Genomic DNA, 23,655 nt, shown 5'->3' with positions numbered 1-23,655 from the left:
GGCCGGGCCCCGCGGCGCGAGACGGATCAGGCGGTCGCCGTCAGCGTCGCCGAGCGGCGCGGGATCGCGAAGGCGTCCAGCTCGGCGCGGGAAAGGCCGGTCAGGGCGGTGACCTCGTCCGCACCCACCGCGCCGCAGTCCAGGCCGCGGACCAGGTAGCCGGCCAGGGCCTTGGCCGTGGCCGGCTCGTCCATCACGTCGCCCTCGATCTTCGCGACGTAGGCCTTCAGACGCGCGGCAGCCGTTTCGAGGCCCTCGCGGTAGAAGGTGAACACCGCCGCGTAGCGGGTCGGCAGGTGGCCCGGGTGCATGTCCCAGCCCTGGTAGTACGCGCGGGCCAGGGCCCGGCGGGTGAGGCCGTAGTGCAGCTTCCAGGCCTCGTGGACGTGCTCGGTGCTGCCGATGGGCAGGACGTTCGTGGAGCCGTCGGAGACGCGTACGCCGGTGCCGGCGGCCGCGACCTGCATGATCGCCTTGGCGTGGTCGGCGGCCGGGTGGTCGCTCGACTGGTACGCGGCCGAGACGCCGACGCAGGCGCTGTAGTCGAAGGTGCCGTAGTGCAGGCCGGTGGCACGCCCCTTGGAGGCCTCGATCATCCGGGCCACGGTGGCGGTGCCGTCGGAGGCGACGATCGACTGGCTGGTCTCGATCTGGATCTCGAAGCCGATCCGGCCCGGGCGCAGGCCGCGGGTGGCCTCGAAGGCCTCCAGCAGCTTGACGAAGGCGCTGACCTGCTCGGCGTACGTGACCTTCGGGAGGGTCAGCACGAGGCCCTCGGGGAGCCCGCCGTGCTCCAGCAGCCCGGACAGGAAGATGTCGGTGGTGCGGATGCCGCGGTCGCGGACGTTGGACTCCATGCACTTCATGCGGATGCCCATGTACGGGGCGTTCGTGCCGTTGGAGAAGGCTTCGGAGACGAGGCGGGCGGCGCGGGCGGCCGCCTGGTCCTCCTCCTCGTCGGCGCGGACGCCGAAGCCGTCCTCGAAGTCGACGCGGAGGTCCTCGATGGGCTCGCGCAGCAGCTTGGCGCGGACGCGGTCGTAGACCGGCACGGCCAGCTCGTCGGAGATGCCGAGGACCTTGGCGAAGGTGGCGGCGTCCGGGGCGTGCTCGTCGAGGGCCGCGAGGGCCTGGTCGCCCCAGGAGCGGATGGTGTCGGCGGCGAAGACGTCACCGGGGACGTAGACCGTGTGGACGGGCTGGCGGGTGCCGGGGTCGCCCGGGTAGTGGCGCGCGAGCTCCGCGTCCACCGGCGCGAGGGAGGCGCTGATGCCCTCGCTGACCGCGCCTGCGAGGCTCGTCGCCACCTTCTCCTGCTGACCCATCGTGCACTCTCCTCTTTTTCCGCTTCACGGAAGCATAGATCCGCATAGCAGAATTTAATGAGGGGTTCTTGTCTAGTCAATGGTTGCAGGAAACACCTCGGGGCCGCGTGGTGAGTGTCACCACGCGGCCCCGAGTCACAGCATCGACGCAGGTCAGCCCTTGCGGGCCTTGATCTCCTCGGTCAGCTGCGGCACGACCGCGAAGAGGTCGCCCACCACGCCGTAGTCGACGAGGTCGAAGATCGGGGCCTCGGCGTCCTTGTTGATGGCCACGATGGTCTTCGAGGTCTGCATGCCGGCCCGGTGCTGGATCGCGCCCGAGATGCCGGAGGCGATGTACAGCTGCGGGGAGACCGACTTGCCGGTCTGGCCGACCTGGTTGGAGTGCGGGTACCAGCCGGCGTCGACGGCGGCGCGCGAGGCGCCGACGGCGGCGCCGAGGGAGTCCGCGAGGGCCTCGATGATGCCGAAGTTCTCGGCACCGTTGACGCCGCGGCCGCCGGAGACCACGATCGCGGCCTCGGTCAGCTCGGGGCGGCCGGTCGACTCGCGCGGGGTGCGGGAGACGACCTTGGTGCCGGTGGCCAGGGCGCCGAAGGTGACGGCGAGCGCCTCGACGGCGCCGGCGGCCGGGGCGGCCTCGACCGGAGCCGAGTTCGGCTTGACGGTGATGACCGGGGTGCCCTTGGAGACGCGGGACTTGGTGGTGAAGGACGCGGCGAACGCGGCCTGCGTCGCGACCGGACCCTCGTCACCGGCCTCCAGGTCGACGGCGTCGGTGATGATGCCGGAGCCGATGCGGACCGCGAGGCGGGCGGCGATCTCCTTGCCCTCGGCGGAGGAGGGGACGAGCACGGCGGCCGGGGACACGGCGTCGTACGCCGCCTGCAGCGCGTCCACCTTCGGCACCACGAGGTACTCGGTGAACTCGGGGGCGTCGGCGGTCAGGACCTTGACCGCGCCGTGCTCGGCGAGAACGGCGGCGGTGTCGGCGGCACCGGCGCCGAGGGCGACGGCGACGGGCTCGCCGATGCGGCGGGCCAGCGTCAGCAGCTCGAGGGTGGGCTTGCGGACGGCGCCGTCCGCGTGGTCGACGTAGACGAGGACTTCAGCCATGGGAATGCTCCTGCGAATGCGAAGTAGTCGGGGGGCGATCGAGAGGGTTTCGGCCGAAGCTCTTAGATGAACTTCTGGCCGGCCAGGAACTCGGCCAGCGCCTTGCCGCCCTCGCCCTCGTCCTTGACGATCGTGCCGGCGGTGCGGGCCGGGCGCTGGGTCGCGGAGTCGACCGCGGTCCAGGAGCCCTCGAGGCCGACCTCGTCCGACTCGATCTCCAGCTCCTCCAGGTCCCAGGACTCCACCGGCTTCTTCTTGGCGGCCATGATGCCCTTGAAGGAGGGGTAGCGGGCCTCGCCCGACTGGTCCGTCACGGAGACGAGCGCCGGGAGGGAGGCCTCCAGCTGCTCGCTCGCGGAGTCGCCGTCGCGGCGGCCCGTCACGGTGCCGTCCTCGACCTTGACCTCGGAGAGCAGGGTGACCTGCGGGACGCCCAGGCGCTCGGCCAGGATCGCCGGGAGGACGCCCATGGTGCCGTCGGTCGAGGCCATACCGGTGATGACCAGGTCGTAACCGGCCTTCTCGATGGCCTTGGCGAGCACCAGCGAGGTGCCCATGACGTCACTGCCGTGCAGGTCGTCGTCCTCGACGTGGATGGCCTTGTCGGCACCCATGGACAGCGCCTTGCGCAGCGCGTCCTTGGCGTCCTCGGGGCCCACCGTCAGGACGGTGATCTCGGCGTCGTCGGCCTCTTCGGCGATCTGCAGCGCCTGCTCGACGGCGTACTCGTCGAGCTCCGACAGCAGACCGTCGACGTCGTCGCGGTCGACCGTCAGGTCATCGGCGAAGTGCCGGTCGCCGGTGGCGTCGGGCACGTACTTCACACAGACAACGATCCTCAGGCTCACGCCGGCTCTCCTACCGCATCGTCTTTTTTCTGATACCGCCTTGTGCAGGCAGCATAGGCGCCTTGTCGGGCGGATCCCGGTCGGGGCGGCCCGCGCTCCGAAGGGAATGTTACTCGTCAGTACACCGTGGGTCCTCCACGGTGGCAAGGCCGGTGAACTGTGATCTGTCCAACGCCGCACGAACCCGCCCCAGCAGGGACGATTCAGTCGCGCAGCGCGTTGAAGCGACCCTGGTGGTACAGCAGCGGCCGACCCTCCCCGGCCGGGTCCCCGGTCACCGCCTCCGCGATGATCACCCGATGCGCCCCGGCGGGCACACGCGCCACCACCCGGCACACCAGCCACGCCAGTACGCCGTCCAGCACCGGAACCCCGTACGGGCCCGGGGCCCAGCCGGTGCCGGGACCGAAGCGGTCGGCTCCACTGCGGGCGAACAGCCCCGCGAGGTCCTGCTGGTGCTCGCCGAGTATGTGGACGCCGAGGTGCTCGGAGTCGCGTATCGCGGGCCAGCTGGAGGCCCCCGTGGCGATGGTGAACGACAGCAGTGGAGGATCGGCGGAGACCGAGTTGAGCGAGGTCGCGGTGAACCCGACGGGACTGCCGCCGTCCTCTGCGGTGATCACGGCCACTCCCGCGGCGTGGCGGCGGAAGACGGAGCGCAGCAGGTCGGGCGAGCCGGGAGTGGCGGTGTGGACGATGGGGGCGGTCGGGGCCGTCATGGAGGTGCTTCCTTCTGCCGCGGAGGCGGCGGGCACGGGCGCGGTGGGATCAGGTGGATCGGGTCGGGGACCGGGGTCGTTCAGTGGCCCCGACAACGCGCGCTCGCGTAGCGGACGAGGTCCACGTGGACCCGCCCGTAAAGCAGGAGTTCGTACCGCATGCCGCCAGCCTGGCGATCTCCCGTGTACACAGTCAAGCCGCATCGGACAGATGCGAGGCGCGTCACCCTGCGTGCGGGCGCGTGCACCGGCGTACCGGTCCTGACGCGGGCCGTCGCGCCGGCCGACGAACCGAGCGGCGAAGCGGCCGTCGCAGCGGCCGCCGGGCCCGCCGCCGGGCCGGCCGCCGAACCCGTCATATCGCGGCGCCCAGCGCGGCGATCACGTCCGCCTTGCGCGGCATCCCCACCGCGCGCCGCACGATCCGGCCGTCGGCGTCCAGGACGAGCACGGTCGGCGTCTTCTCGATGCCCAGGGCCCGCACCAGCTCGAGACGGGCCTCAGCGTCGATCTCGATGTGCTCGACGCCCTCGACCAGACCCGCCACGTCGGCGAGGATCCGCCGGGTGGCCCGGCAGGGCTGGCAGAACGCGCTGGAGAACTGCACCAGGCTGGCCCGCCGCCCGGGCGATGCGCCCAGTTCGGCCGCGCCCAGCCGTGCCAGGCCCGTGGCCTGCGCGTCCTCGTCCCCGTGCACACTGCTCCCGTCGTCGCGTACCTCGTTGCCGCATCATTGAATTGCGTTCGTACGGTGATCCGAGCGCCCCGACTACGCGCCGCATTCCCGGCGTGACGAGAATCTCCTCGGGCACGGTCGTCTGGGCTGGCCAGCAGCCCGCGTATGGGGCACGATCCCCAAGGGCAGCGTACCTACGCAGCCGTAACTTCCGGCCGGGAGCACCTCCCCAGGCAGAAAGCGGGGTCTCCCCCTCATGGCTGAGCTCGTCTACCCTCCGGTGATCGGCGCCGCGCACACCCTCTTCCGGGCGCTGGACATCCGTATCGACATGAAGGGCACGGAGAACATCCCGCGCAAGGGCGGGGCGGTTCTCGTGTCGAACCACATCGGCTACCTCGACTTCATCTTCGCCGGTCTGACCGCGCGGCCGCAGAAGCGCCTGGTCCGCTTCATGGCGAAGGAGTCGGTCTTCCGCCACAAGGTGTCCGGTCCGCTGATGCGCGCGATGAAGCACATCCCGGTCGACCGCACGCAGGGTGAGACGGCCTACCAGCACGCCCTCGACTCGCTGCGGTCCGGCGAGATCATCGGCGTGTTCCCGGAGGCGACGATCTCCCAGTCCTTCACGCTCAAGAGCTTCAAGTCGGGCGCCGCGCGCATGGCCCAGGAGGCCGGCGTCCCGCTCATCCCGGTGGCGCTGTGGGGCACCCAGCGGCTGTGGACCAAGGGCCGCCCGAAGAACCTCAAGCGCAGCCACATCCCCGTGACGATGCGGGTCGGCGAGCCCATCGAGGCGCCCGCCGACCAGTACGCGGGCGCCATCACCCGCCGCCTGCGCGAGCGGGTGCAGGAGCTGCTGGACGCCGCGCAGAGCGCCTACCCGGGCAAGCCCAAGGGCCCCGAGGACACCTGGTGGGTGCCGGCGCACCTGGGCGGCACGGCGCCGACGGCCGCCCAGGTCAAGGAAGCGGGCTGATCGGGCACCACCGGACCGGGTGATCGTGCGGCCCCGCTGTTGACGGCGGGGCCGCAGTGGCGCGCCCGTCGTGCCGCACCCGCCCGGCGGTCAGTTGGGGTTCTCGGCGTGGGTCAGCGTCTCCCACGCCTCGAAGTGGTTCTCGGTGCCCGCCGGGCGCCGCCCCTCGGTGAGCTTGCGGGTGTTCTCCATGCTGACGCCCAGACGCGCGTGCAGGGCGTTGTAGCCGACCTCGGTGGACGGGCCGATGCCCTTCGTCAGGCTCCCGCCGCACAGCCAGGACGGCACCTTCGCGCCGAGCTCGTACTGGGCGTGGAAACCGAGCGCGTACCGGAAGCGGTCCTTGAACTGCGGGTACAGGTCGCGCCCCTGGATCTTCGAGGTCTCGGCCACGTGCATGGTCGCGGCGATCGCCATGCCGGTGTGGCCGAAGTCCCGGCAGGTTTCCTGGGCCAGGCCGTCCACGAAGGTGCTCTGGCCGTGCCAGTACTCGACCAGCTCGCTCCTGGTGTCGATGGTGGAGCGCGGCGGGTACGCGGGCTGCGCCCCGTCGGAGGCGAGGTAGAAGTACGCCGGGACCCGGCCGAGGTAGATCGCCATCGCCCTGTCGTAGCTCGCACGGTCGTCGAGATGGACCGAGATGCCGATGGCGGCGTCCATCATGATCAGTTCCCAGTTGCCGTTGCTGTTCGGCTTCCCGTTGACGACCTCGGGCAGGTAGACGTCGCGGAGCATGGTCGCGAAGCGCCCCTGGTTCGGCCAGCCGCCGGTGTACGTGTGCTTGATGATCTCGGCGGCGCGCGGCCAGGTGGAGCCCGCCCAGCCGCTCTGCAGCGGGGCGTTGCTGTTGGTGTGGTCCTTGATCTTCGCGGACCAGGCGTCCATCAGCTCGATCGACTTCTTCGCGTACGCGGCGTCCCGGGTGACGTACCAGGCGAGGGCGTCGGTGTACGCGGCGATGGCGTCCTCGCGCTCATCGGAACAGCCGTTGTCCGGGTTCGAGTACGAGCCGCACTCGACGACGGCGCGCGGCTTGGGCGCGCGCGACCGCGAGGCGTACGGGCTCGCGAGCATGGCGTCGAACGCCGGCTTCCACGGCTCCTCCCCCGCCAGCACCTTCGTGCGTACGAAGTCCAGTTGGGCCCGGCTGCTGAGGACGCCGGGGTGGGCGAACTGCGCGGGGGCGGCGGCTGCCGCGGCCGGGGCGGGGGCGGGAGCCGGTCGGGGTCCGGCCTGGGCGGTGGGGTTGAGGGTCAGGGCCGCGGTCACTGCGAGTGCGAGGGCGGCGAGGGCGGCGGGAACTCCGTGGCGCATGGAGCACCTTCCGTTCGGTGGTGGGGGGAACGGGGATGTTCTGCCGCCGAAAGTACCCATGGGCATGCCAAGTTGACAACGTTATCCGACAGGAAACTTTCCTATCTCCGCGGGGAGGTTCCGCCGGAGCGCAGGCAGGTCGGCGGAATCCCGGAGCGCCTCCAGCGCGGCCGGATGCGGGGTGGCGTACAGCTCGGGATAGTCGACCTCGCCGAGCTCGGGGCGTACGGGGAAGGCGAGTTGCTCATCGGCGAGGGAGAACCGGGCGTCCACACCCGGCTTGTTGCCCCGCGGATCCTGGCGGGCCCAGTGCGCGGATCCGGGCAGCCGGAGGGCGATCAGCCCGTGCACGACGGGGTTCGACCCGTCGTCATCGGTCAGCCGCTGGTAGCAGAGACCGGCCTGGATGCCCCGGGCCCGCAACAGGGCGACCAGCGCATGGGACTTGGCGTAGCAGATGCCGTTGCGGGTGCGCAGCACGTCCGAGGCGCGCCAGGAGACGCGCGGGTCCCCCGAATCGGCGGAGTGCGGGATGGCGTCGCGGACGAACTCGAAGGCGACTTTGGCGTATGAGTATGCGCCGCCGGTGGCACCCCAGAGGGCATCGGCGGTTTCGCTCACGAGCGGGTGATCGTGGTCGATGACGTCATCGACCACCAGATAGGCGTCAGTCTCCGTGCTTTGCGGGATCAGCTGCATGGCCCGGAGCATAGGCATACCCCCGACCGCGAATCAATGAATTTGCGGTCGAGGGTATATCTATTCAGATCTTCAGCGGGACAGCTCTTCCTTCAGCGCCTGGAGGAAGCCGTCCACGTCTTCCTCCTGGGTGTCGAAGCCGCACATCCAGCGCACGTGGCCGGCGGCCTCGTCCCAGAAGTAGAAGCGGTAGCGCTGCTGCAGCCGCCGCGTCACTTCCTGCGGCAGCTTCGCGAACACCGCGTTGGCCTGCACCGGGTAGAGGATCTCCACGCCGTCGGTCTCGCGGACGCCCGCCGCCAGCCGCTGCGCCATGGCGTTGGAGTGCTGCGCGTTGCGCAGCCACAGGTCCTTGGCCAGCAGCGCTTCCAGCTGCACCGACACGAACCGCATCTTGGACGCGAGCTGCATCGACATCTTGCGGATGTGCTTCATCTGCCGGACCGCGTCCGGGTTGACGACCACCACGGCCTCGCCGAACATCATGCCGTTCTTGGTGCCGCCGTAGGACAGCACGTCCACGCCCACCGTGTTGGTGAACGTGCGCATCGGCACGTCGAGCGAGGCCGCGGCGTTGGCTATGCGGGCCCCGTCGAGATGGACCTTCATGCCGTGGGAGTGCGCGTGTTCGCAGATCGCCCGGATCTCGTCCGGCGTGTAGACCGTGCCGAGCTCGGTGTTCTGGGTGATCGAGACGACCTGCGGCATCGCCCGGTGCTCGTCCTCCCAGCCCCAGGCCTGCCGGTCGATGAGCTCGGGGGTGAGCTTGCCGTCCGGGGTCGAGACGGTGAGCAGCTTGAGCCCGGCCATCCGCTCGGGGGCGCCGCCCTCGTCGACGTTGATGTGCGCCGTTTCCGCGCAGATCACCGCACCCCAGCGGTCCGTCAGGGCCTGGAGGGCCGTGACGTTCGCGCCGGTGCCGTTGAAGACCGGGAAGGCCTCCGCGTACGGGCCGAAGTGGCTGCGGATGATCTTCTGCAGGTTCTCGGTGTACTCGTCCTCGCCGTAGGCGACCTGGTGGCCGCCGTTGGCCAGGGCGAGGGCCTCCAGGATCTCCGGATGGACCCCCGCGTAGTTGTCGCTCGCGAAGCCGCGCACCGCCGGGTCGTGGTGGCGGCGGGCATCGGTTTTCACGGTTGCGGAGTGAGCCACAGACGCTGTCCGTTCACATCGATGGCGGGCCGCTCCCAGACGCCGGCGATGGCCTCGGCCAGCTCCTTGACGTCGGTGAAACCCGCGAACTTCGCATTGGGGCGCTCGGCGCGCATCGCGTCGTGCACCAGTGCCTTGATCACCAGGATCGCAGCCGCGGCGCCCGGACCGTCCTCGCCCCCCGCCTTGCGGAAGGAGTCGGCGAGGGCGAGCGTCCAGGCCTCGGCGGCCGCCTTGCCGGCGTTGTACGCCGCGTTGTTGGCGACCGGCTTGTGCGCGCCGGACTGGCTGATCAGGACGTAGCGGCCGCGGTCACTGCGCAGCAGCCCGTCGTGGAAGGCGAGCGAGGTGTGCTGGACGGTGCGGATCAGGAGCTTCTCCAGGAAGTCCCAGTCCGCGAGGTCCACGTCGGTGAAGGTCTTGCTGCCGCGCCAGCCGCCGACGAGGTGGACGACCCCGTCGATCCGGCCGAACTCCTTCTCCGTGCGCTCGGCCCAGGCCTTGGTGGCCTCCAGGTCGAGCAGGTCGACGGTGTCACCGGTGACGGTGGCGCCGCCGTGGGCGTAGCGGGCCGCGTCCACGGACTCCGCGAGGCGCGTCGCGTCGGCGTCGGCGGCGACGACGACGGCACCGGCCTCGGCGAGGCGGAGCAGGGCGGCGCGCCCGGCGGGGCCGCCGGCCCCGGCGACCGCCACCACGGCACCGTGGAGCATGCCGTTCCCGGACTTCCCAGCGCTGTTCATCTGTGCAGCCTCCTGTGGGCGAGCGCTCACGCGGCGACCCGCTCGGCCGAATCGGCGTTCACTGCAGTGATGCCCTTCGTGGAGGCGATCACTCCCTTGAGCTTCTTGGCGAGCGCCTCATAGAACATGCTCAGCGGAAACTCGTCGGGAAGCACGTCGTCGACGAGCTTGCGCGGCGGCTGCGTGAGGTCGAGGGCGTCGGGGCCCTTGGCCCACTTGGAGCCCGGGTGCGGGGCCAGGTAGGTGGAGACGAGCTCGTACGCCTTGAACCAGTGGACGAGCTTCGGGCGGTCGATGCCGGCCCGGTAGAGGTCCTCGATCTCGGCGCACAGCTGGTTGGTGACCTGCGGGGCGCGCATCCAGTCGATCTTCAGCTTGTTGTCCGTCCAGCGCACGACGTCGTGCTTGTGGAGGTACGCGAAGAGCAGCTGGCCGCCGAGACCGTCGTAGTTGCGGTTGCGGTCACCCGAGACCGGGAAGCGGAACATCCGGTCGAAGAGGACGGCGTACTGCACGTCACGGCCGTGCTCGTTGCCCTCGGACTCCAGCTTCACGGCCTCCTTGAAGGCGGTGAGGTCGCAGCGCAGCTCCTCCAGGCCGTACATCCAGAACGGCTGGCGCTGCTTGATCATGAAGGGGTCGAACGGCAGGTCGCCGTGGCTGTGGGTGCGGTCGTGGACCATGTCCCACAGGACGAAGGCCTTCTCGCAGCGCTCCTGGTCCTCGACCATGCGGGCGATGTCCTCGGGCAGCTCGATGCCCAGGATGTCGACGGCGGCCTCGGTGACCTTGCGGTAGCGGGCGGCCTCGCGGTCGCAGAAGATGCCGCCCCAGGTGAAGCGCTCGGGGGCCTCGCGGACGGCGATGGTCTCCGGGAAGAGCACGGCGGAGTGCGTGTCGTAGCCGGGGGTGAAGTCCTCGAAGGTGATGCCGAGGAAGAGCGGGTTGTCGTACCGGGTGCGCTCCAGCTCGGAGAGCCACTCGGGCCAGACCATCTTCAGGACGACGGCCTCGAAGTTGCGGTCGAGGTTGCCGTTCTGCGTGTACATGGGGAAGACGACCAGGTGCTGGAGCCCGTCGGCGCGCTCGGCGGCCGGGTGGAAGGCCAGCAGGGAGTCCAGGAAGTCCGGCACATTGAAGCCGTCCGCGACCCACTTGCGCAGGTCGGAGACGAGCGCCCGGTGGTAGGCGGCGGCGTGCGGCAGCAGCGGCGACAGCGTCTCCACGGCGGCGATCGCGCGCTCGACGGCGGCCGCGACCTCGGTCGGAGCGGGGGCGTCCGCGGCCTCGAAGTCGATCGAACCGTCCTTGGCCTGCCAGGGGCGGATCTCCTCCACGGCGGCCTTGAGCTCGGGCCACGCCGGGTGGTCGACCACCCGCGCACCGGCGGCTATCACCGCACCGCCAGAACCCGGCACAAGAATTTCCGTCATGTCACTTCCTCCACAGGAGAACCTCGCGTCAACACAGCGTATGCGTGCGAGCCTGTCCTACTCAAGGGCCCGTGCGGGAAATTATCCTGCGCTACCCCCATGGGCACCGTAATTCTTCCCGCCGTCCACCGTCCGAGCGCACGCTTCGCCCCTTTCGCCCACTGACGCCGCACCCGCCGGCCCCGCCAGCGGCTGCCCGCGGGGCCGACGGGTGACGTCGATCACTCAGGCGGTACGGAAGTGCGGAATGACCGTTTCGCCCCACTGGCGCAGGGTCTCCAGACAGGCCTCCTGGGGCACCGTGCCCATCTGGATCAGGCACATGATCTCGTCGGCCCCGGCCTCCTCGAGCCGCTGCACGTACGCGATGGCGTCGTCGGCGCTCCCGTACGCGTGGTCGGCGTGGAAGGTCGCCGTCGAGGCGGGACGCACCGGGATGGCCTGCTCGTGCAGCCGGGCCACCACCTGTTCCGCCGCGCTGCGCATCCGCGCCTCCTCGTCGGCGCCCGCGACCACCGCCTCGTCCGGAACGCCGGCGCCGCCGTACCAGTGGCCGATGGACTGCGCGAAGAACCGCTGGCCGCGGATGCCGATCCGGCGCGCCTCGGCCGGGTCGTCGAGCACGATGGTCGGGCAGAGCACCGAGAAGTGGTCGTTGACCGCCGTGGAGACGAGGCGAGCGCCGTCCCGGCCGGCCACCGCCCCGTCGTAGACGGCCCGCATGGCGGCGATGGACTCCGGCCCGGCGAAGCCCATCACCAGGGCCCCGACGCCCAGCTCGGCGGCCTGTACGAGGGTCTCGGCGCGGCTGCACGCCAGGAACAGCGGCGGATGCGGGGTCTGGCGCGGCCTCGGCAGGATCGGGTGCGGGTCGATGTCGATCAGCTCGCCGTGGTACTCCAGCTCCTCCTCCTGCCAGGCCTTGCCGATGATCCGCAGCGCCTCCTCCACCTCCTGCGTGGTGCGCTCCCGGTCGACCCCGCACAGGGAGGTCTCCTGTTCGGTGCCGCCGCGCCCGGCGCCGAGGTCGAGGCGGCCGCCGGAGAGCAGGTCGAGCATCGCGGCCCGCTCGGCGACACGCACCGGGTGGTTGAAGTTGAAGGGCATGCAGACGACCCCGTGGCCGATGCGTATGGTGTGCGTCCGGGCCGCGACCCAGGTCAGGAAGATCTCCGGAGCGGACATGTGTGCGTACCACTTCAGCGCGTGGTGCTCGACGGCCCAGATCCGGTCGAATCCCATCCGTTCGGCGAGCACGGCCTGCTCCACGCAGTCGCGGATGACCTGGTGCTCGCGCTCCACGGTCGGGTCGGCCAGCTGAGCTTCGAAGATCACGGAGAATTTCACGATGCCTCCAGGGTTGCGTCCCGTGCCCGGCCTTACTTCAATTCGGAATATGACTAGTAGTCAGACCTCGAAGAAGCAAGACCTGCCGGCGACCGCGTGGGCCGTGCTCGGGATGCTGTCCTTCCCCGGGGAGCGCACCGGGTACGAGCTGAAGAAGTGGGCGGACTCCTCCCTGCGCTTCTTCTACTGGTCCCCCGCGATCAGCCAGATCTACGCCGAACTGCGCCGGCTGGAGGAGCTCGGGTACGCGGCCTCCGCGCGCTCGGGGCCGGAGGAGGCCCGGGCCAAGCGCCGCTACGCCATCACCGACACCGGCCGCGCGGCCCTCGCCGACTGGGCCTCGGACACCGCGGAGGCCGGACCCCCGGTGCTCAAGCACGGGCTGCTGCTGCGGATCTGGCTCGGCCACCTCGCCGAGCCCGAGATGCTGCGCGCGATGGTCGGCGAGCACCTGGAGCGCACCCGGGGCGAACTGGCCGCCGTCCGGGAGGCCATGGCGCAGGCGGGCGAGGTGGCGGAGTGGGCCTTCCCCGTGCTCGCGCTGCGCTGGAGCGAGCGGCAGCACCTGGCCGAACTGGAGCTCGGCGAAGCCCTGCTGGCCGATCTCGCGGAGCTGGCCGCGGCCGGCACGAAAGCCCTGGCCGGAGCCCCGGAGGCAGCCCCGCCGGGCGCCCCGGCCGCGGATCGTCAAGGCGGCGGGGACGCGCCCACGCCCGGGTGACGCGGCAGGGCCCCCGCGGCGCGCGCGACGGCGTACAGCCCTGGCGGGAACCGGCCGAAGGCCCCGTTCCGGGCGTTGCACGGGCGGTCCCATCGCATCCCCGGCGCACTAGCATGCGTCCTCACCGCCCGGCCGGTAGGGACACCGCGACCGTGCGGGGAGCCGCCGTCGACGGAAGCGAGAGAACCTTGACTTTCCTCACCATCGGTCACCGCGGGGTCATGGGTGTCGAACCGGAGAACACCCTGCGGTCGTTCGTCCGCGCGGAACGTTCCGGGATGGACGTCATCGCGCTGGATCTGCAGCTGAGCAAGGACGGCGTGCTCGTCGTCCTGCACGACGCCGAGGTGGACCGCACCACCGACGGCTCCGGAGCCGTCGCCGATCTGACCCTGGCCGCGCTGCGCGAGCTGGACGCCGGCCAGGGCGAACACGTGCCGGTCTTCGAGGAGGTCCTCGACGCGGTCCGGACCCCGCTCCAGGTGTCGGTGCAGGACGCGCCGACCGCCGCGGCGCTCGCGGAGCTGGTCCTGCGCCACGACCTGAGCGCCCGGGTGGAGGTGGCCTCCTTCGACGACGCGGTGCTCGCCGGGACGGCCCGGCTGCTGCCGGGCGTACGGACCACCCTGTACGCGGACCTGCGCATGGCTCACCCGAGGTCCATCGAGGAACGGGCGCTCGCCGTGGGGGCCAACACGGTCGCGCTCGGCATCCGCGAGCTCACCCTGGCCATGGTGGAGTCGGCCCACGCGGCCGGGCTGCGGGTGACCGGCTGGACCGTCAACACCCTGCAGCAGCTGCGGCTGGCCCGGGCCCTCGAACTGGACGGCGCGGCCACCGACTTCCCGGAGATCCGCAGCACGGGCCGGTTCCTGGCCTGACGGCCGCGTCCGGCCCCGGGAGCCGGTTCCCCGCTCCCGGCTCCCCGCTCCGCGCTACAGCGGCTTGACCAGCAGCTCGAAGGCCAGGTCGTCGCGGAGCGGGACGCCGAAGCGCTCGTCGCCGTAGGGGAAGGGGCTCAGTTCGCCGGTGCGGCGGTAGCCGCGGCGGACGTAGTACGCGATGAGGTCCTCCCGTACGTTCACCACCGTCATCCGCATCTCCTTGGCGCCCCACGTCTCGCGGGCGCGGCGCTCGGCCTCGGCGAGGATCTCCTTGCCGAGGCCGCCGCCCTGCAGCCCCGGGCGGACCGCGAACATCCCGAAGTAGGCGTGGTCGCCCCGGTGTTCGAGCTGGCAGCAGGCGACGAGCCCGCCGGCGCGCTCGACGACGAGCAGGACGCCGTCGGGGGCGCCGATGACCGCGCGGACGCCCTCGGGGTCGGTGCGCTGCCCGTCCAGGACGTCGGCCTCGGTGGTCCAGCCGGCGCGGCTGGCGTCTCCGCGGTAGGCGGACTCGACGAGGGCCACCAGGTCCGGTACGTCCGCCTCCACGGCACTGCGGAAGTTCAGGGCGGTGGGGTGGGCGGTCGACATCGGGGGGGCTCCGTTCAGCTCGGCGGCATATGACATGCCCGGTACGGCAAGGAGAGCCTAACCCGGGGCGGCGTGCGGGTGTCCGGGCCGGGGCATCTCTTCCCGTGACGCCGACGAACCGGGAGGTTCCGCCGTGCACGGTCCCGCCATGTCCCTTCCCGCTTCCCTCTCCGCGTGGCTGCTCGTCCTGCTGTGCGCGGTGAGCGGTGCGTACTGCCTGTCGCGGGCGCGCAGATCGGAGCGGGAGGCCCGCGGCGGGGCGGCGGGCGAGGCCCTGATGGGGTTCGGGATGGCGGTGATGGCCGTGCCCGCGGGCATCGGTCCGTGGGGGCCCCGGGTCCTGCTGGCCGTCTTCTGCGGGGCCGTGCTGCACGCGCTGTGGCTGCTGCGGGGCGGGGTGCACCACGCGCACCACCTGGTCGGCTCGCTGGCCATGGCGTACATGGCGCTGACGATGGCCGACGGGCACGGGCACGGGCACGATGGCGGGCCGCCGCTCGTGACCGGGGCGCTGCTCCTCTATTTCGCGGGGTACGTGCTGCTCGGCGGGGCCCGGCTGGTGACGGCGGGCGGGGGTGCGCCGCCGGTCGCGGGCGGGCCGTCCGCGAAGCCAGCGGAGCTGACGCGGGCCTGCCGACTCGCCATGGGGATCGGGATGTTGGCGATGCTCCTGAGTCTGTGAAGCTCCGGGCCGCGACGGACAAACGTGTCCTGCGTCACCAATCGCGAAAGGCCGTACCGGCAGGTAGCCCCGCGCTCATAGGCTGGCGGACATGATGGTCCCCGCCGCACTCCTGTTGCTCGGCGCCCTGACCGCGGTGCTCGCTCCCCGTCTGCTGGCCCGGGCCGATTGGCCCGAGCGGGAGCCCGTCGTCGCCTTGTGGGTGTGGCAGTGCGTGGTGGGCGCGGTGCTCCTGTGCTTCGCCCTGTCGATGCTGCTGAGCGCGGCCGCCGCCTGGCTGGCGGTCCGGGGCCGGCTCTTCGCGGCGGCCCCGCACGGGGTGGTCGACGCGTACGCGCTGGGTCCGACCGGCGGCCCGTGGGCCGTGGGGACCGCGCTCGTGCTGGCCGGCGGCGGGCTGTGGACGGGGGCCCGGCTGACCGGGGAGGTGCTGCGGGCCCGCGCCCGGCGCCGGGCGCGGGGCGCCGAGCTGCTCGTACGGGCGCCGCTGCTGCCCGGGGAGGACCCGGCCGGGGCCCGGCTCGTGGTCCTGGAGGGGGAGCGGCCCGACGCGTGGTGGCTGCCGGGCGCCGCCCCTCAGCTGGTGGTGACCACGGCCGCGCTCGGACGGCTCAAGGGGAGCCAGCTGGACGCCGTACTGGCGCACGAGCAGGGGCACGCGCAGGCCCGGCACGACTGGCTGCTGCACTGCTCGCGGGCGCTGGCCGGGGGATTCCCGCAGGTGCCGGTGTTCGCGGCGTTCGAGGCGGAGATGCACCGGCTCGTCGAGCTGGCCGCCGACGACGTGGCCTCGCGGCGGTTCGGGAGGCTGACGATCGCGCTGGCGCTGGTCGGGCTCAACGAGGACCGGGGGGTGTTCGGGCCCTGCCCGAGTCCCCAGCCGCACGTGTCCGAGCGGGTGCGGCGGCTGCTGTCGGCGGCGCCGCGGCTGTCGGCGGGCCGTCGGCTCCGGCTCACGGCACTGGCCACACTGGTACCGGCGGTCCCACTGGTGGTGGCCCTGATGCCGGGCCTGACCGCGCTCACCTGATCCACCGGGTCCGCTCGCGATCCACCGGGCCCGGTCGCCCGGCCGCCCGAGGACGGGCCGAAAACGGTCGTTGCCCCGAGGTTTGGAAGTCCCTGCTCTGGGTGATCCCCCGCGTCACCCAGAGCAGGCGACCCCGTGCGCTGAGTATATTGGCTGGGAGCCAGTCAACGCAGGAGTAAGCATGTCCCCGCGCAGCGCATCGGTCAATGAAGAATTGCGCAGACGTTCCCGGGAGCGGCTGCTCCAGGCCACGGTCGAACTCGTCGCCGAGCGCGGCTACGAGGCCACGACGCTCGGCGACATCGCCGACAGGGCGGGCGCGGCCCGCGGCCTGGTCTCGTACTACTTCCCTGGCAAACGCCACCTCCTGCAGTCCGCGGTGCACCGGCTGATGCACCTGACGCTCGAGGCCGCCCTGGAGCGCGAACCGCGCAGCGACGACGGGCGCGAGCGGCTCGCCCGCGCGATCGACGCGGTCCTGGGGCTCGCCCGGGACGAGCCGCTGCTGATGCGGACGCACATGGCGGGCATCCTCCAGGCCGAGGGCTTCGTTCAGTGCCCGGAGCAGCGGCGGCTGGCGGAGCTGCTCCGGGACACGGTCACGCGGTACGGATCGGCGGACGTGGACACCGACTACCCGCTGCTGCGGGCCCTGCTGATGGGCGCGGTCGTCGCCGTCCTGCTGCCGGGCGCACCGATGCCGATGGCACGGCTGCGGGCGGAGCTGTTCCAGCGGTACGGGCTGGACTGGGAGCTCGGGGTCCCGCCGGAGGGCGGGCCGCCCGGCGGAACGTTTCCCTCGGTGGGCTAGCGCAATTCGGGTCAGTGGTATTCGGGCTGCGTCTGGACGTTGAGCCGGTCCATCCACACCCATGTGGCGCTCTCGGTGCGCCAGTCGTCGATCCGCAGCACGTCGAGGCCCTTGGCGATGTCGTTCGAGTAGACGTACCCGTTGTAGTAGTACGCCGACCAGGACCCGCCGAGTCCGAGCCGGTCCGTGGTGAGCGGGCCGCGTTCGAAGTAGCCGATCTCCTTGGGCCGGGTCGAATCGGTGAAGTCCCACACCGAGACGCCGCCCTGGTACCAGGACTGGACCATGATGTCGCGGCCGCCGCCGACCGGGACCAGCGAGCCGTTGTGGGCCACGCAGTTCTCGGTGTCGGCCTGCAGGCGCGGGATCTTGAAGTAGCTGCGGAAGACGAGTTTGCGCTGGTCCCCGCGGCCGGTGATGTCGTAGATGCCGTCGGCCCCGCGGTTCGGACCGGTGGCCTCGTTGCAGGTGGCGCCACCCCCGCCGCCCAGCTCGTCGGTGAACACCACCTTGTCGGCCTTCTCGTTGAAGGTCGCCGAGTGCCAGAACGCGAAGTTCACGTTGTCCTGCACCCGGTCGATCACCCGCGGCTGCTCGGGCTTGCTGATGTCGAAGAGGATGCCGTCGCCCATGCAGGCGCCGGCGGCCAGTTTCCTCGACGGCAACACGGTGATGTCGTGGCAGCCGGTGGTCTTGGAGACGCCGGGGTTGGCGGGCCCGCCGGGGTTGCCGCCGTCCGGGAAGAGGACGGGGAAGGCCACGACGGCCGCCTGCGTCGGATGCTTCCTCGGGACCTTGATCACGGAGATGCCGTCGTGCGGCGGCTGGCAGTCGGGGAACGCCTCGTTCGGGGAGTACGAGGACACGTAGAGGTAGATGTCGCGCTCACCCGGCACCAGCGTGTGGGTGTGGGAGCCGCAGTTGGTCTCGACGGACTTGATGTACTTGGGGTTCTTCTTGTCCTTGATGTCGAAGATCTTGATGCCCTCCCACGAGGACTTCTCGGTCGCGGGCTGCGAGACGCTGTTGCAGGAGTCGTCGCTGCGCGAGGAGTCGGTGGAGAGGAAGAGCAGGTCCCCCTGGACGGAGACGTCGTTCTGGCCTCCGGGGCAGAGCACCTGGCTGACCGTCTTCGGGGCCTTCGGGTTGCCGATGTCGTAGATGGTGAAGCCGTTGTAGTTGCCGGCGTAGGCGTACTTGCCCTGGAACGCCAGATCCGTGTTGATGACGCCCGGATAGGTGCTCGGGATGTTGGTCAGGTGCTGGACGTTGGCGCTGTGCACGATCTCGTCCTGGCCGGGGATCTCGCCGGGGGCGAGTACGCGGCCGCCCGCCGCCGGGTCCGCGCCGCGCGTGGTGGCGCTGCCGGGCGATAAGTCCCCGGGATCGGGGGTGGCGGCCGCGGGACCGGCCGCGAACAGCGTGGTCAGCAGTCCGGCCACGGCCACGGCCGCTCCCAGGCTCCTGTGCCGCACTCTGGTGGTGTGCTTCGAGGTCACTGCGCCCTCCCATGGGAATCCGACAGGTTCCGCTCGTGATGGGAACGTGCCCGCCGGGGTACTGGAGCGGACCCCCGCAGTATGTTCTCTTCATGGACATGGCAAAAGGGTCACTCGGCCGGACGACCGCGGCGGCCGTGGCCGCCGGGATCCTGCTCGCCCTGGCCGGCTGTGACGACACGAACGGCGGCGGCGGGTCGAGGAACGGCGGCGCGGCGGTCATCGCCCCCGGCAGACCGGGCGAGAAGGCCCGCACCCTCTCCCCCGAGGAAGCCGCGAAGGCGCAGCCGGACGACAGTCCCAACGCGGCCGACCGGGCCTACGTACGGCACATGGTCGAACACCACCGGCAGGCCCTCACCATGAGCGCGCTGGCCCCGGAGAGGGCCTCGGCGGACGGGGTCAAACGGCTCGCCGAGCGCATCTCGGCCGCCCAGAAGCCCGAAATCGGCGCCATGGAGAAGTGGTTGGCGCGCTACCCGGAGCCCTCCGGGGCCCCGGAGGGCGGCCACGACCACGGCGCGATGCCCGGCATGGCGACCGAGCAGCAGCTGAGCCGGCTCACCGCGGCGAAGGGCCCCGAATTCGACAGGCTCTTCCTCACCCTGATGACCGCCCACCACGAGGGCGCCGTGAAGATGGCGGGCGAGGCGCTGGCCGCCGGGAACAACGGCGCGGTGGAGGAAATGGCCAACGAGGTGGTGGCCACCCAGACCGCCGAGATCCACCGTATGCGCGCGATGGGCTGACGGCCGCCGGACCCGGTGGCATGCTGGGAGCACCTGCGGGAGGAGCTCCGCCGTGCTTCGTGTCGCCGTCGTCGGTTCGGGCCCCAGCGGGGTCTACGCCGCTCAGACACTCGTGCAGCAGCGTGAGGTGCCCGGCGTCCGCGTCGACGTACTGGACCGGCTGCCGGCACCGTACGGGCTGGTGCGCTACGGGGTGGCCCCTGACCACGAGAAGATCAAATCGCTCCAGGGCAGCCTGCGCACCGTGCTGGAGGACGAACGGATCCGCTTCCTCGGCAACGTCGAGGTCGGCGGGGAGCAGCTGACCACCGCACGGCTGCTGGAGCTGTACCACGCGGTGGTGTACTGCGTGGGCGCGGCGCGCGACCGGCTGCTCGGCATCCCCGGCGAGGAGCTGGCCGGGGTGCACTCCGCGACGGCCTTCGTCGCCTGGTACAGCGGGCATCCGGACGCCGTGGCCGAGGCCTTCGACCTGCCGGGGGTGGGATCGGCCGTGGTCGTCGGAGCGGGCAACGTCGCGGTGGACGTGACGCGGATGCTGGCCCGGGGCGAGCCGGAGCTGGCCCCGACCGACATGCCGCAGCCCGCCCTGGGCGCGCTCGCGGACAGCGGGGTGCGGTCGGTGTCGATGGTGGCCCGACGGGGTCCCTCGCAGGGCAAGTTCACCACCAAGGAGCTGCGGGAGCTGGGCACGCTGCCGGGCGTGGCCGCCGTCGTGGACCCCGCCGAGCTGGCGCTCGACCCCGCGTACGCCGACGAGGGCGCGGCCGCCGCGCTGCCCGCGGCGGCCCGGCGCAACCTGGAGGTGCTGCGCGGCTGGGCCGGGCAGGACCCGGGCGGGGCGCCGCGCCGGATCGACCTGCGGTTCTACCTGCGGCCCGTGGAGGTGCTGGCCGGCCCCGGGGGCCGGGTCGCCGGGATGCGCTTCGAGAGGACCGCCCCGGACGGCCGGGGCGGGGTCACCGGGACGGGCGCGTACGAGGACGTCGAGGCGCAGCTGGTGCTGCGCTCGGTGGGCTACCAGGGGGTTCCGCTGCCCGGTCTGCCGTTCGACCCGGTCAGGGCCACGGTCCCGCACGCCGCTGGGCGGGTGCTGCGCGAGGGCCGGGCCTCGGTGGGCGAGTACGTGGCGGGCTGGATCAAGCGCGGCCCGACCGGGGTGATCGGCACCAACCGGCCCTGCGCCAAGGAGACGGCGTCATCGCTGCTCCAGGACGCGCCGGCGCTGGCCCGCCGGGAGCTGCCGGGCGACCCGCTGGACGCGCTGCGGGCGGCGGGGCTGCACCCGGTGGAGTGGCCGGGCTGGCTGGCGATCGAGGCGGCGGAGGCCGATCTCGGGCGCTCGCTGGGCCGCCGCTCGGTGAAGATCCCGGACTGGCCGGGCCTGCTGGCCGCGGCGAACGCGGCCGCGGGCGCCTGAACCGGGCCGGGCCGGCGGCCGCCCCGGGACCGCCCTCCGCGCGGACGACGCTACTTCGCGGGCACCTTCCGGCCGGCCCGGCGGGCCTCTTCCGCGGCGGCCGCCGCGAGCACGCTGTCGAGCAGCCCCGGGAACAGGCCCTCCAGCTCCGCGCCGCGCAGGCCGTTCATCTTGGCCGTCCCCCGGTAGGTCTGGCGGACCACACCGGCCTCCCGCAGGACGCGGAAGTGGTGCGTGGTCGTCGACTTGGTGACCGGCAGGTCGAAGTACGAGCACGCCAGCTCGTCCGGAGTGGCCGCGAGGTCCCGCACGATGGACAGCCGGATCGGGTCCGACAACGCGTGCAGCACCGCTTCGAGCCGGATCTCGGCGGGCCCGGGATGGGCGAGCGTACGGGTGGTGGCCGTATCCGTCACGTCTGCCCTCGTCTCGCCCGGCTCCCCTGTTCGTACGAGAGCCACCGTAGTACATCGACCACCACCGGAAGGCCCGGCTACCAGGCGCGGTGGTACGAGACGGGCACCCGTACCCCGGTGCCCGCTTCGAGGGCCCGCTCGGCCCCCAGGGCGGTGGCCGCGGTGCGCGCCCAGTACGGGTCGCGCAGCAGCTCGCGGCCCAGCAGGACCGCGTCCGCCTGCCCGTCGGCCAGGATCGCGCCGGCCTGCCCCGGCTCGGTGATCAGCCCGACGGCGGCCACCGGGAGGCCGGTCCGGGCCTTGACCTCGGCCGCGAACGGCACCTGGAATCCGGGCGCCGCCGGGATGTCCGCCTTCGGGGCCATGCCGCCGGTGGACACGTCCAGGAGGTCCACCCCGCGGCCTTGGAGCAGTGCGGCCAGCCGGACCGTGTCCTCGGAGGTCCAGCCGGTCTCCTCCAGCCAGTCGGTGGCGGAGATCCGGAAGAACAGCGGGAGCTCCTCGGGCCACACCGCCCGTACGGCGTCGACGACTTCGAGGGCGAAGCGGACCCGGTTCTCGAAGGAGCCGCCGTACGCGTCGGTGCGCCGGTTGATCTGCGAGGAGAGGAACTGGCCGATGAGGTAGCCGTGGGCGCCGTGGATCTCGACGACCTCGTAGCCGGCGGCCAGCGCGCGCCGCGCGGCGGCCGCGAACCGGCCGGTGATCTCGTGGATCTCGGCGGTCGTCAGCTCGTGCGGCACCGGGTCGCCCTCGGCGAACGGCACCGGGCTCGGGGCGCTCGGCAGCCAGCCGCCCGCCTCGGGGCCGACGTATCCGCCGCCCTCCCAGGGCCGGCCGGTCGAGGCCTTGCGCCCGGCGTGGGCGATCTGGATGCCCGGGACTGCGCCCTGGGCCTTGATGAAGGAGGTGATGGGGCGCAGCGCCTCGACCTGCGTGTCGTTCCAGATGCCGAGGTCGTACGGGGAGATCCGGCCCTCCGGGGAGACGGCGGTGGCCTCCTGGAGGATCAGCCCGGTGCCGCCCACCGCGCGGGCGGCGTAGTGCGCGAAGTGCCAGGCGTGGGCCACGCCCGCGTCCGGACCCGAGGCCTCGGCCACGTACTGGCACATCGGCGCCATCCAGACCCGGTTCGGCACGGTGACCGAGCGCAGGGTGAAGGGCGCGAAGAGGGCCTCGGCGCGGGTGGCGGGGGCGATGGGGGCAGCACTCATGAAGGACTCTCCGGAGGTGGCCGGGCGCGCCGCGGATCGGCGACTTGTACGAGAGTCAGCGTACTACGATTCATTCCGTACTACGAGACCTCTCGTACAAGCTCGTCGAGTTCGGCGCGCAGCGCCTCCGCGAGGGCCGCCAGGTCCGGTACGGCGGCCGCGTCGGCGACCAGGCCGTAGTGGACCGTTCCCATGTACGTGGAGACCGCGACCGCGAGGGAGTGGCCGCGGGCGAGCGGGGCCAGTGGATAGACCTCCCGGACCCGGCTGCCGCCGAGCGAGAAGGTGAAGCCGGGCAGGGGGACGCTGGTGACCAGGATGTCGAAGAGCATCCGGGCCGCCTGGGCTACCAGGGGGCCGCCGAGACGGTGGCCGAGCGGGTGGACGTGGTCGGCGAGCAGGGCGACCGCTCCGGCGCCGCGGGCGGGTCCGGCCTCCTTGTTGCGGTCCATGCCGAGCCGCACCCGGTCCAGGCGCAGCAGCGGGTCCGGCTCCGCGAGCGGGAGCCGGAGCAGGTAGCCGGAGAGCCGGTTGCCGTACTTCGCCGCACCGCCGGGCCGGCGGCGGGATACCGGTATCAGGGCGCGCGGGCCGGGCCCCTCGGGCTCCGGGTCGCCTCGGCCCAGCAGCCAGCGCCGCAGGGCGCCGGCGACGAGGGCGATCAGCACGTCGTTGACGGTGCCCCCGGCGACCTTCCGGATGCGGTTGACGTCGTCGAGGTCGAGCGCGAGGCCGGCGACCGCGCGGGTGCCGGTCCGCGCCGGGGCGGCCGTCAGGGCCGCCGGGACCCCGAGGGGCAGTCCGGCGCGGGCCACGGAGGCGCCGATTTCCAGCGCCTGGCCGACGTCCTGGACCCGGGCCGCCAGCATGCCCGGGAGGCTGCGCAGGGCGGAGCCGGCCGAGGGCCGCGGCTCCGGGGCCGGGCGCGCGGGACCCCGTACGCCCTCCCCCTCGTCGAAGAGCAGGGCGGCCAGCGCGAGGGCCCCGAGTCCGTCGGCGAGGGCGTGGTGGAACTTGAAGAGCACCGCGAAGGAGCCCGGATCGGGCCCGGCCAGGACGTGCGCCTCCCAGGGCGGCCGGCCGCGGTCCAGCGGCCGCGCCATGAGGGGCCCGGCGGCGGCACGCGGGTCGGGGGTGCGGACGAGGAACACGTGCCGGGCGGCGTCGAAGTCCGCATCGGGCGACCAGGCAGCCGCGCCGATCGGCAGCAGCACGTCGTGGATGCGGCGGCGCAGGCCGGGGACCGCGGCGCAGCGGGCGGTGAGCAGGGCGGCGGCACGGACGGCG

At 72.2% G+C, this 23,655-nt stretch carries 25 protein-coding genes; 8 read left to right on the top strand and 17 right to left on the bottom strand.

Annotation, left to right across the window (positions count from 1 at the left end; translation table 11 throughout):
- Positions 1-26: 26 nt before the first annotated feature.
- The 6 genes from K7B10_RS33735 to K7B10_RS33715 form a co-directional block, all read right to left on the bottom strand.
- Positions 27-1,325 carry a DUF6986 family protein gene (locus tag K7B10_RS33735; protein ID WP_229342648.1) on the bottom strand — a complete coding sequence of 433 codons (1,299 nt, stop codon included), beginning with the start codon at positions 1,323-1,325 and terminating at the stop codon, positions 27-29.
- 153 nt (positions 1,326-1,478) lie between these two features.
- Positions 1,479-2,441 carry an electron transfer flavoprotein subunit alpha/FixB family protein gene (locus tag K7B10_RS33730; RefSeq protein WP_099894061.1) on the bottom strand — a complete coding sequence of 321 codons (963 nt, stop codon included), beginning with the start codon at positions 2,439-2,441 and terminating at the stop codon, positions 1,479-1,481.
- A gap of 62 nt (positions 2,442-2,503) precedes the next feature.
- Positions 2,504-3,289 (bottom strand): electron transfer flavoprotein subunit beta/FixA family protein, encoded by a 786-nt coding sequence (locus K7B10_RS33725; RefSeq protein ID WP_229342647.1) that lies wholly within the window; start codon positions 3,287-3,289, stop codon positions 2,504-2,506.
- 203 nt (positions 3,290-3,492) lie between these two features.
- Positions 3,493-4,008 carry a flavin reductase family protein gene (locus K7B10_RS33720; RefSeq protein ID WP_229342646.1) on the bottom strand — a complete coding sequence of 172 codons (516 nt, stop codon included), beginning with the start codon at positions 4,006-4,008 and terminating at the stop codon, positions 3,493-3,495.
- An 80-nt stretch (positions 4,009-4,088) separates the two neighbouring features.
- Entirely contained in the window at positions 4,089-4,169 is an 81-nt protein-coding gene (locus tag K7B10_RS41700) for a putative leader peptide (RefSeq protein ID WP_351040880.1), read from the bottom strand.
- A gap of 194 nt (positions 4,170-4,363) precedes the next feature.
- Entirely contained in the window at positions 4,364-4,705 is a 342-nt protein-coding gene (locus K7B10_RS33715) for a thioredoxin family protein (RefSeq protein WP_229342645.1), read from the bottom strand.
- A gap of 235 nt (positions 4,706-4,940) precedes the next feature.
- Here K7B10_RS33715 and K7B10_RS33710 point away from each other — a divergent pair, with 235 nt between their 5' ends.
- Entirely contained in the window at positions 4,941-5,663 is a 723-nt protein-coding gene (locus K7B10_RS33710; RefSeq protein ID WP_229342644.1) for a lysophospholipid acyltransferase family protein, read from the top strand.
- Between the two features lie 90 nt (positions 5,664-5,753).
- On the opposite strand, the gene K7B10_RS33705 is transcribed toward K7B10_RS33710, so the two are convergent.
- The 6 genes from K7B10_RS33705 to K7B10_RS33680 form a co-directional block, all read right to left on the bottom strand.
- Entirely contained in the window at positions 5,754-6,977 is a 1,224-nt protein-coding gene (locus tag K7B10_RS33705) for an alginate lyase family protein (RefSeq protein ID WP_229342643.1), read from the bottom strand.
- A gap of 81 nt (positions 6,978-7,058) precedes the next feature.
- Positions 7,059-7,676 carry a transglutaminase-like domain-containing protein gene (locus tag K7B10_RS33700; RefSeq protein WP_229342642.1) on the bottom strand — a complete coding sequence of 206 codons (618 nt, stop codon included), beginning with the start codon at positions 7,674-7,676 and terminating at the stop codon, positions 7,059-7,061.
- Between the two features lie 72 nt (positions 7,677-7,748).
- Entirely contained in the window at positions 7,749-8,810 is a 1,062-nt protein-coding gene (locus K7B10_RS33695) for a threonine aldolase family protein (protein ID WP_229342641.1), read from the bottom strand.
- Positions 8,807-9,571 (bottom strand): SDR family NAD(P)-dependent oxidoreductase, encoded by a 765-nt coding sequence (locus K7B10_RS33690; protein ID WP_229342640.1) that lies wholly within the window; start codon positions 9,569-9,571, stop codon positions 8,807-8,809. The genes K7B10_RS33695 and K7B10_RS33690 overlap by 4 nt, the downstream gene beginning before the upstream one ends.
- Positions 9,572-9,597: 26 nt before the next feature.
- Positions 9,598-11,004 (bottom strand): DUF6421 family protein, encoded by a 1,407-nt coding sequence (locus K7B10_RS33685; RefSeq protein WP_229342639.1) that lies wholly within the window; start codon positions 11,002-11,004, stop codon positions 9,598-9,600.
- A 225-nt stretch (positions 11,005-11,229) separates the two neighbouring features.
- On the bottom strand, positions 11,230-12,351 hold the full coding sequence (locus K7B10_RS33680; RefSeq protein ID WP_229342638.1) for an LLM class flavin-dependent oxidoreductase: 1,122 nt from the start codon (positions 12,349-12,351) through the stop codon (positions 11,230-11,232).
- Between the two features lie 49 nt (positions 12,352-12,400).
- On the opposite strand from K7B10_RS33680, the gene K7B10_RS33675 reads away from it, so the two are divergent.
- Positions 12,401-13,072, top strand: a complete 672-nt coding sequence (locus K7B10_RS33675; protein ID WP_229342637.1) for a PadR family transcriptional regulator — start codon at positions 12,401-12,403, stop codon at positions 13,070-13,072.
- A gap of 188 nt (positions 13,073-13,260) precedes the next feature.
- Positions 13,261-13,953 carry a glycerophosphodiester phosphodiesterase gene (locus K7B10_RS33670; protein ID WP_229342636.1) on the top strand — a complete coding sequence of 231 codons (693 nt, stop codon included), beginning with the start codon at positions 13,261-13,263 and terminating at the stop codon, positions 13,951-13,953.
- Positions 13,954-14,007: 54 nt separating this feature from the next.
- Here the strand turns inward: K7B10_RS33670 and K7B10_RS33665 are convergent, their stop codons facing one another.
- Positions 14,008-14,547, bottom strand: a complete 540-nt coding sequence (locus tag K7B10_RS33665) for a GNAT family N-acetyltransferase (protein WP_229342635.1) — start codon at positions 14,545-14,547, stop codon at positions 14,008-14,010.
- 148 nt (positions 14,548-14,695) lie between these two features.
- Between K7B10_RS33665 and K7B10_RS33660 the strand changes: the two genes are divergently transcribed.
- The 3 genes from K7B10_RS33660 to K7B10_RS33650 all read left to right on the top strand — a co-directional run bounded on the left by K7B10_RS33660 (position 14,696) and on the right by K7B10_RS33650 (position 17,070).
- Positions 14,696-15,229, top strand: a complete 534-nt coding sequence (locus tag K7B10_RS33660) for a DUF5134 domain-containing protein (RefSeq protein ID WP_229342634.1) — start codon at positions 14,696-14,698, stop codon at positions 15,227-15,229.
- A gap of 91 nt (positions 15,230-15,320) precedes the next feature.
- On the top strand, positions 15,321-16,259 hold the full coding sequence (locus K7B10_RS33655) for a M56 family metallopeptidase (RefSeq protein WP_229342633.1): 939 nt from the start codon (positions 15,321-15,323) through the stop codon (positions 16,257-16,259).
- Between the two features lie 181 nt (positions 16,260-16,440).
- The gene (locus K7B10_RS33650) at positions 16,441-17,070 is read left to right on the top strand and encodes a TetR/AcrR family transcriptional regulator (RefSeq protein WP_229342632.1); all 630 of its coding nucleotides are present in this window, start codon (positions 16,441-16,443) and stop codon (positions 17,068-17,070) included.
- A gap of 11 nt (positions 17,071-17,081) precedes the next feature.
- On the opposite strand, the gene K7B10_RS33645 is transcribed toward K7B10_RS33650, so the two are convergent.
- Positions 17,082-18,569 (bottom strand): LVIVD repeat-containing protein, encoded by a 1,488-nt coding sequence (locus K7B10_RS33645; RefSeq protein WP_229342631.1) that lies wholly within the window; start codon positions 18,567-18,569, stop codon positions 17,082-17,084.
- 92 nt (positions 18,570-18,661) lie between these two features.
- On the opposite strand from K7B10_RS33645, the gene K7B10_RS33640 reads away from it, so the two are divergent.
- Positions 18,662-19,318 (top strand): DUF305 domain-containing protein, encoded by a 657-nt coding sequence (locus K7B10_RS33640; protein WP_229342630.1) that lies wholly within the window; start codon positions 18,662-18,664, stop codon positions 19,316-19,318.
- A gap of 52 nt (positions 19,319-19,370) precedes the next feature.
- Positions 19,371-20,738: an FAD-dependent oxidoreductase gene (locus K7B10_RS33635; RefSeq protein ID WP_229342629.1), complete on the top strand. Its 1,368-nt coding sequence runs from the start codon at positions 19,371-19,373 to the stop codon at positions 20,736-20,738.
- Positions 20,739-20,788: 50 nt separating this feature from the next.
- Here K7B10_RS33635 and K7B10_RS33630 read toward each other — a convergent pair whose 3' ends face one another.
- From K7B10_RS33630 to K7B10_RS33620, 3 genes are all read right to left on the bottom strand, one after another.
- Entirely contained in the window at positions 20,789-21,154 is a 366-nt protein-coding gene (locus tag K7B10_RS33630; protein ID WP_229342628.1) for an ArsR/SmtB family transcription factor, read from the bottom strand.
- A 77-nt stretch (positions 21,155-21,231) separates the two neighbouring features.
- Entirely contained in the window at positions 21,232-22,368 is a 1,137-nt protein-coding gene (locus K7B10_RS33625; RefSeq protein WP_229342627.1) for an NADH:flavin oxidoreductase/NADH oxidase, read from the bottom strand.
- Positions 22,369-22,448: 80 nt separating this feature from the next.
- A partial coding sequence (locus K7B10_RS33620) for a wax ester/triacylglycerol synthase family O-acyltransferase (protein WP_229342626.1) occupies positions 22,449-23,655 on the bottom strand: 1,207 nt, incomplete at its 5' end.

It is taken from the genome of Streptomyces flavotricini (assembly GCF_020639365.1).
GTDB classification, from domain to species: Bacteria; Actinomycetota; Actinomycetes; order Streptomycetales; family Streptomycetaceae; genus Streptomyces; species Streptomyces flavotricini.
This window is presented reverse-complemented; position numbering and strand designations above follow the sequence as displayed.

Excerpts from the sequence above, each read along its gene's own strand:
- K7B10_RS33700 (WP_229342642.1), bottom strand. The coding sequence starts at position 7,676 with ATGCAGCTGATCCCGCAAAGCACGGAGACTGACGCCTATCTGGTGGTC.
- K7B10_RS33660 (WP_229342634.1), top strand. The coding sequence starts at position 14,696 with ATGTCCCTTCCCGCTTCCCTCTCCGCGTGGCTGCTCGTCCTGCTGTGC.
- K7B10_RS33735 (WP_229342648.1), bottom strand. The coding sequence starts at position 1,325 with ATGGGTCAGCAGGAGAAGGTGGCGACGAGCCTCGCAGGCGCGGTCAGC.
- K7B10_RS33720 (WP_229342646.1), bottom strand. The coding sequence starts at position 4,008 with ATGACGGCCCCGACCGCCCCCATCGTCCACACCGCCACTCCCGGCTCG.
- K7B10_RS41700 (WP_351040880.1), bottom strand. The coding sequence starts at position 4,169 with ATGCGGTACGAACTCCTGCTTTACGGGCGGGTCCACGTGGACCTCGTC.
- K7B10_RS33675 (WP_229342637.1), top strand. The coding sequence starts at position 12,401 with ATGACTAGTAGTCAGACCTCGAAGAAGCAAGACCTGCCGGCGACCGCG.
- K7B10_RS33640 (WP_229342630.1), top strand. The coding sequence starts at position 18,662 with ATGGACATGGCAAAAGGGTCACTCGGCCGGACGACCGCGGCGGCCGTG.
- K7B10_RS33730 (WP_099894061.1), bottom strand. The coding sequence starts at position 2,441 with ATGGCTGAAGTCCTCGTCTACGTCGACCACGCGGACGGCGCCGTCCGC.
- K7B10_RS33625 (WP_229342627.1), bottom strand. The coding sequence starts at position 22,368 with ATGAGTGCTGCCCCCATCGCCCCCGCCACCCGCGCCGAGGCCCTCTTC.
- K7B10_RS33665 (WP_229342635.1), bottom strand. The coding sequence starts at position 14,547 with ATGTCGACCGCCCACCCCACCGCCCTGAACTTCCGCAGTGCCGTGGAG.
- K7B10_RS33655 (WP_229342633.1), top strand. The coding sequence starts at position 15,321 with ATGATGGTCCCCGCCGCACTCCTGTTGCTCGGCGCCCTGACCGCGGTG.
- K7B10_RS33710 (WP_229342644.1), top strand. The coding sequence starts at position 4,941 with ATGGCTGAGCTCGTCTACCCTCCGGTGATCGGCGCCGCGCACACCCTC.
- K7B10_RS33685 (WP_229342639.1), bottom strand. The coding sequence starts at position 11,004 with ATGACGGAAATTCTTGTGCCGGGTTCTGGCGGTGCGGTGATAGCCGCC.
- K7B10_RS33650 (WP_229342632.1), top strand. The coding sequence starts at position 16,441 with ATGTCCCCGCGCAGCGCATCGGTCAATGAAGAATTGCGCAGACGTTCC.
- K7B10_RS33690 (WP_229342640.1), bottom strand. The coding sequence starts at position 9,571 with ATGAACAGCGCTGGGAAGTCCGGGAACGGCATGCTCCACGGTGCCGTG.
- K7B10_RS33705 (WP_229342643.1), bottom strand. The coding sequence starts at position 6,977 with ATGCGCCACGGAGTTCCCGCCGCCCTCGCCGCCCTCGCACTCGCAGTG.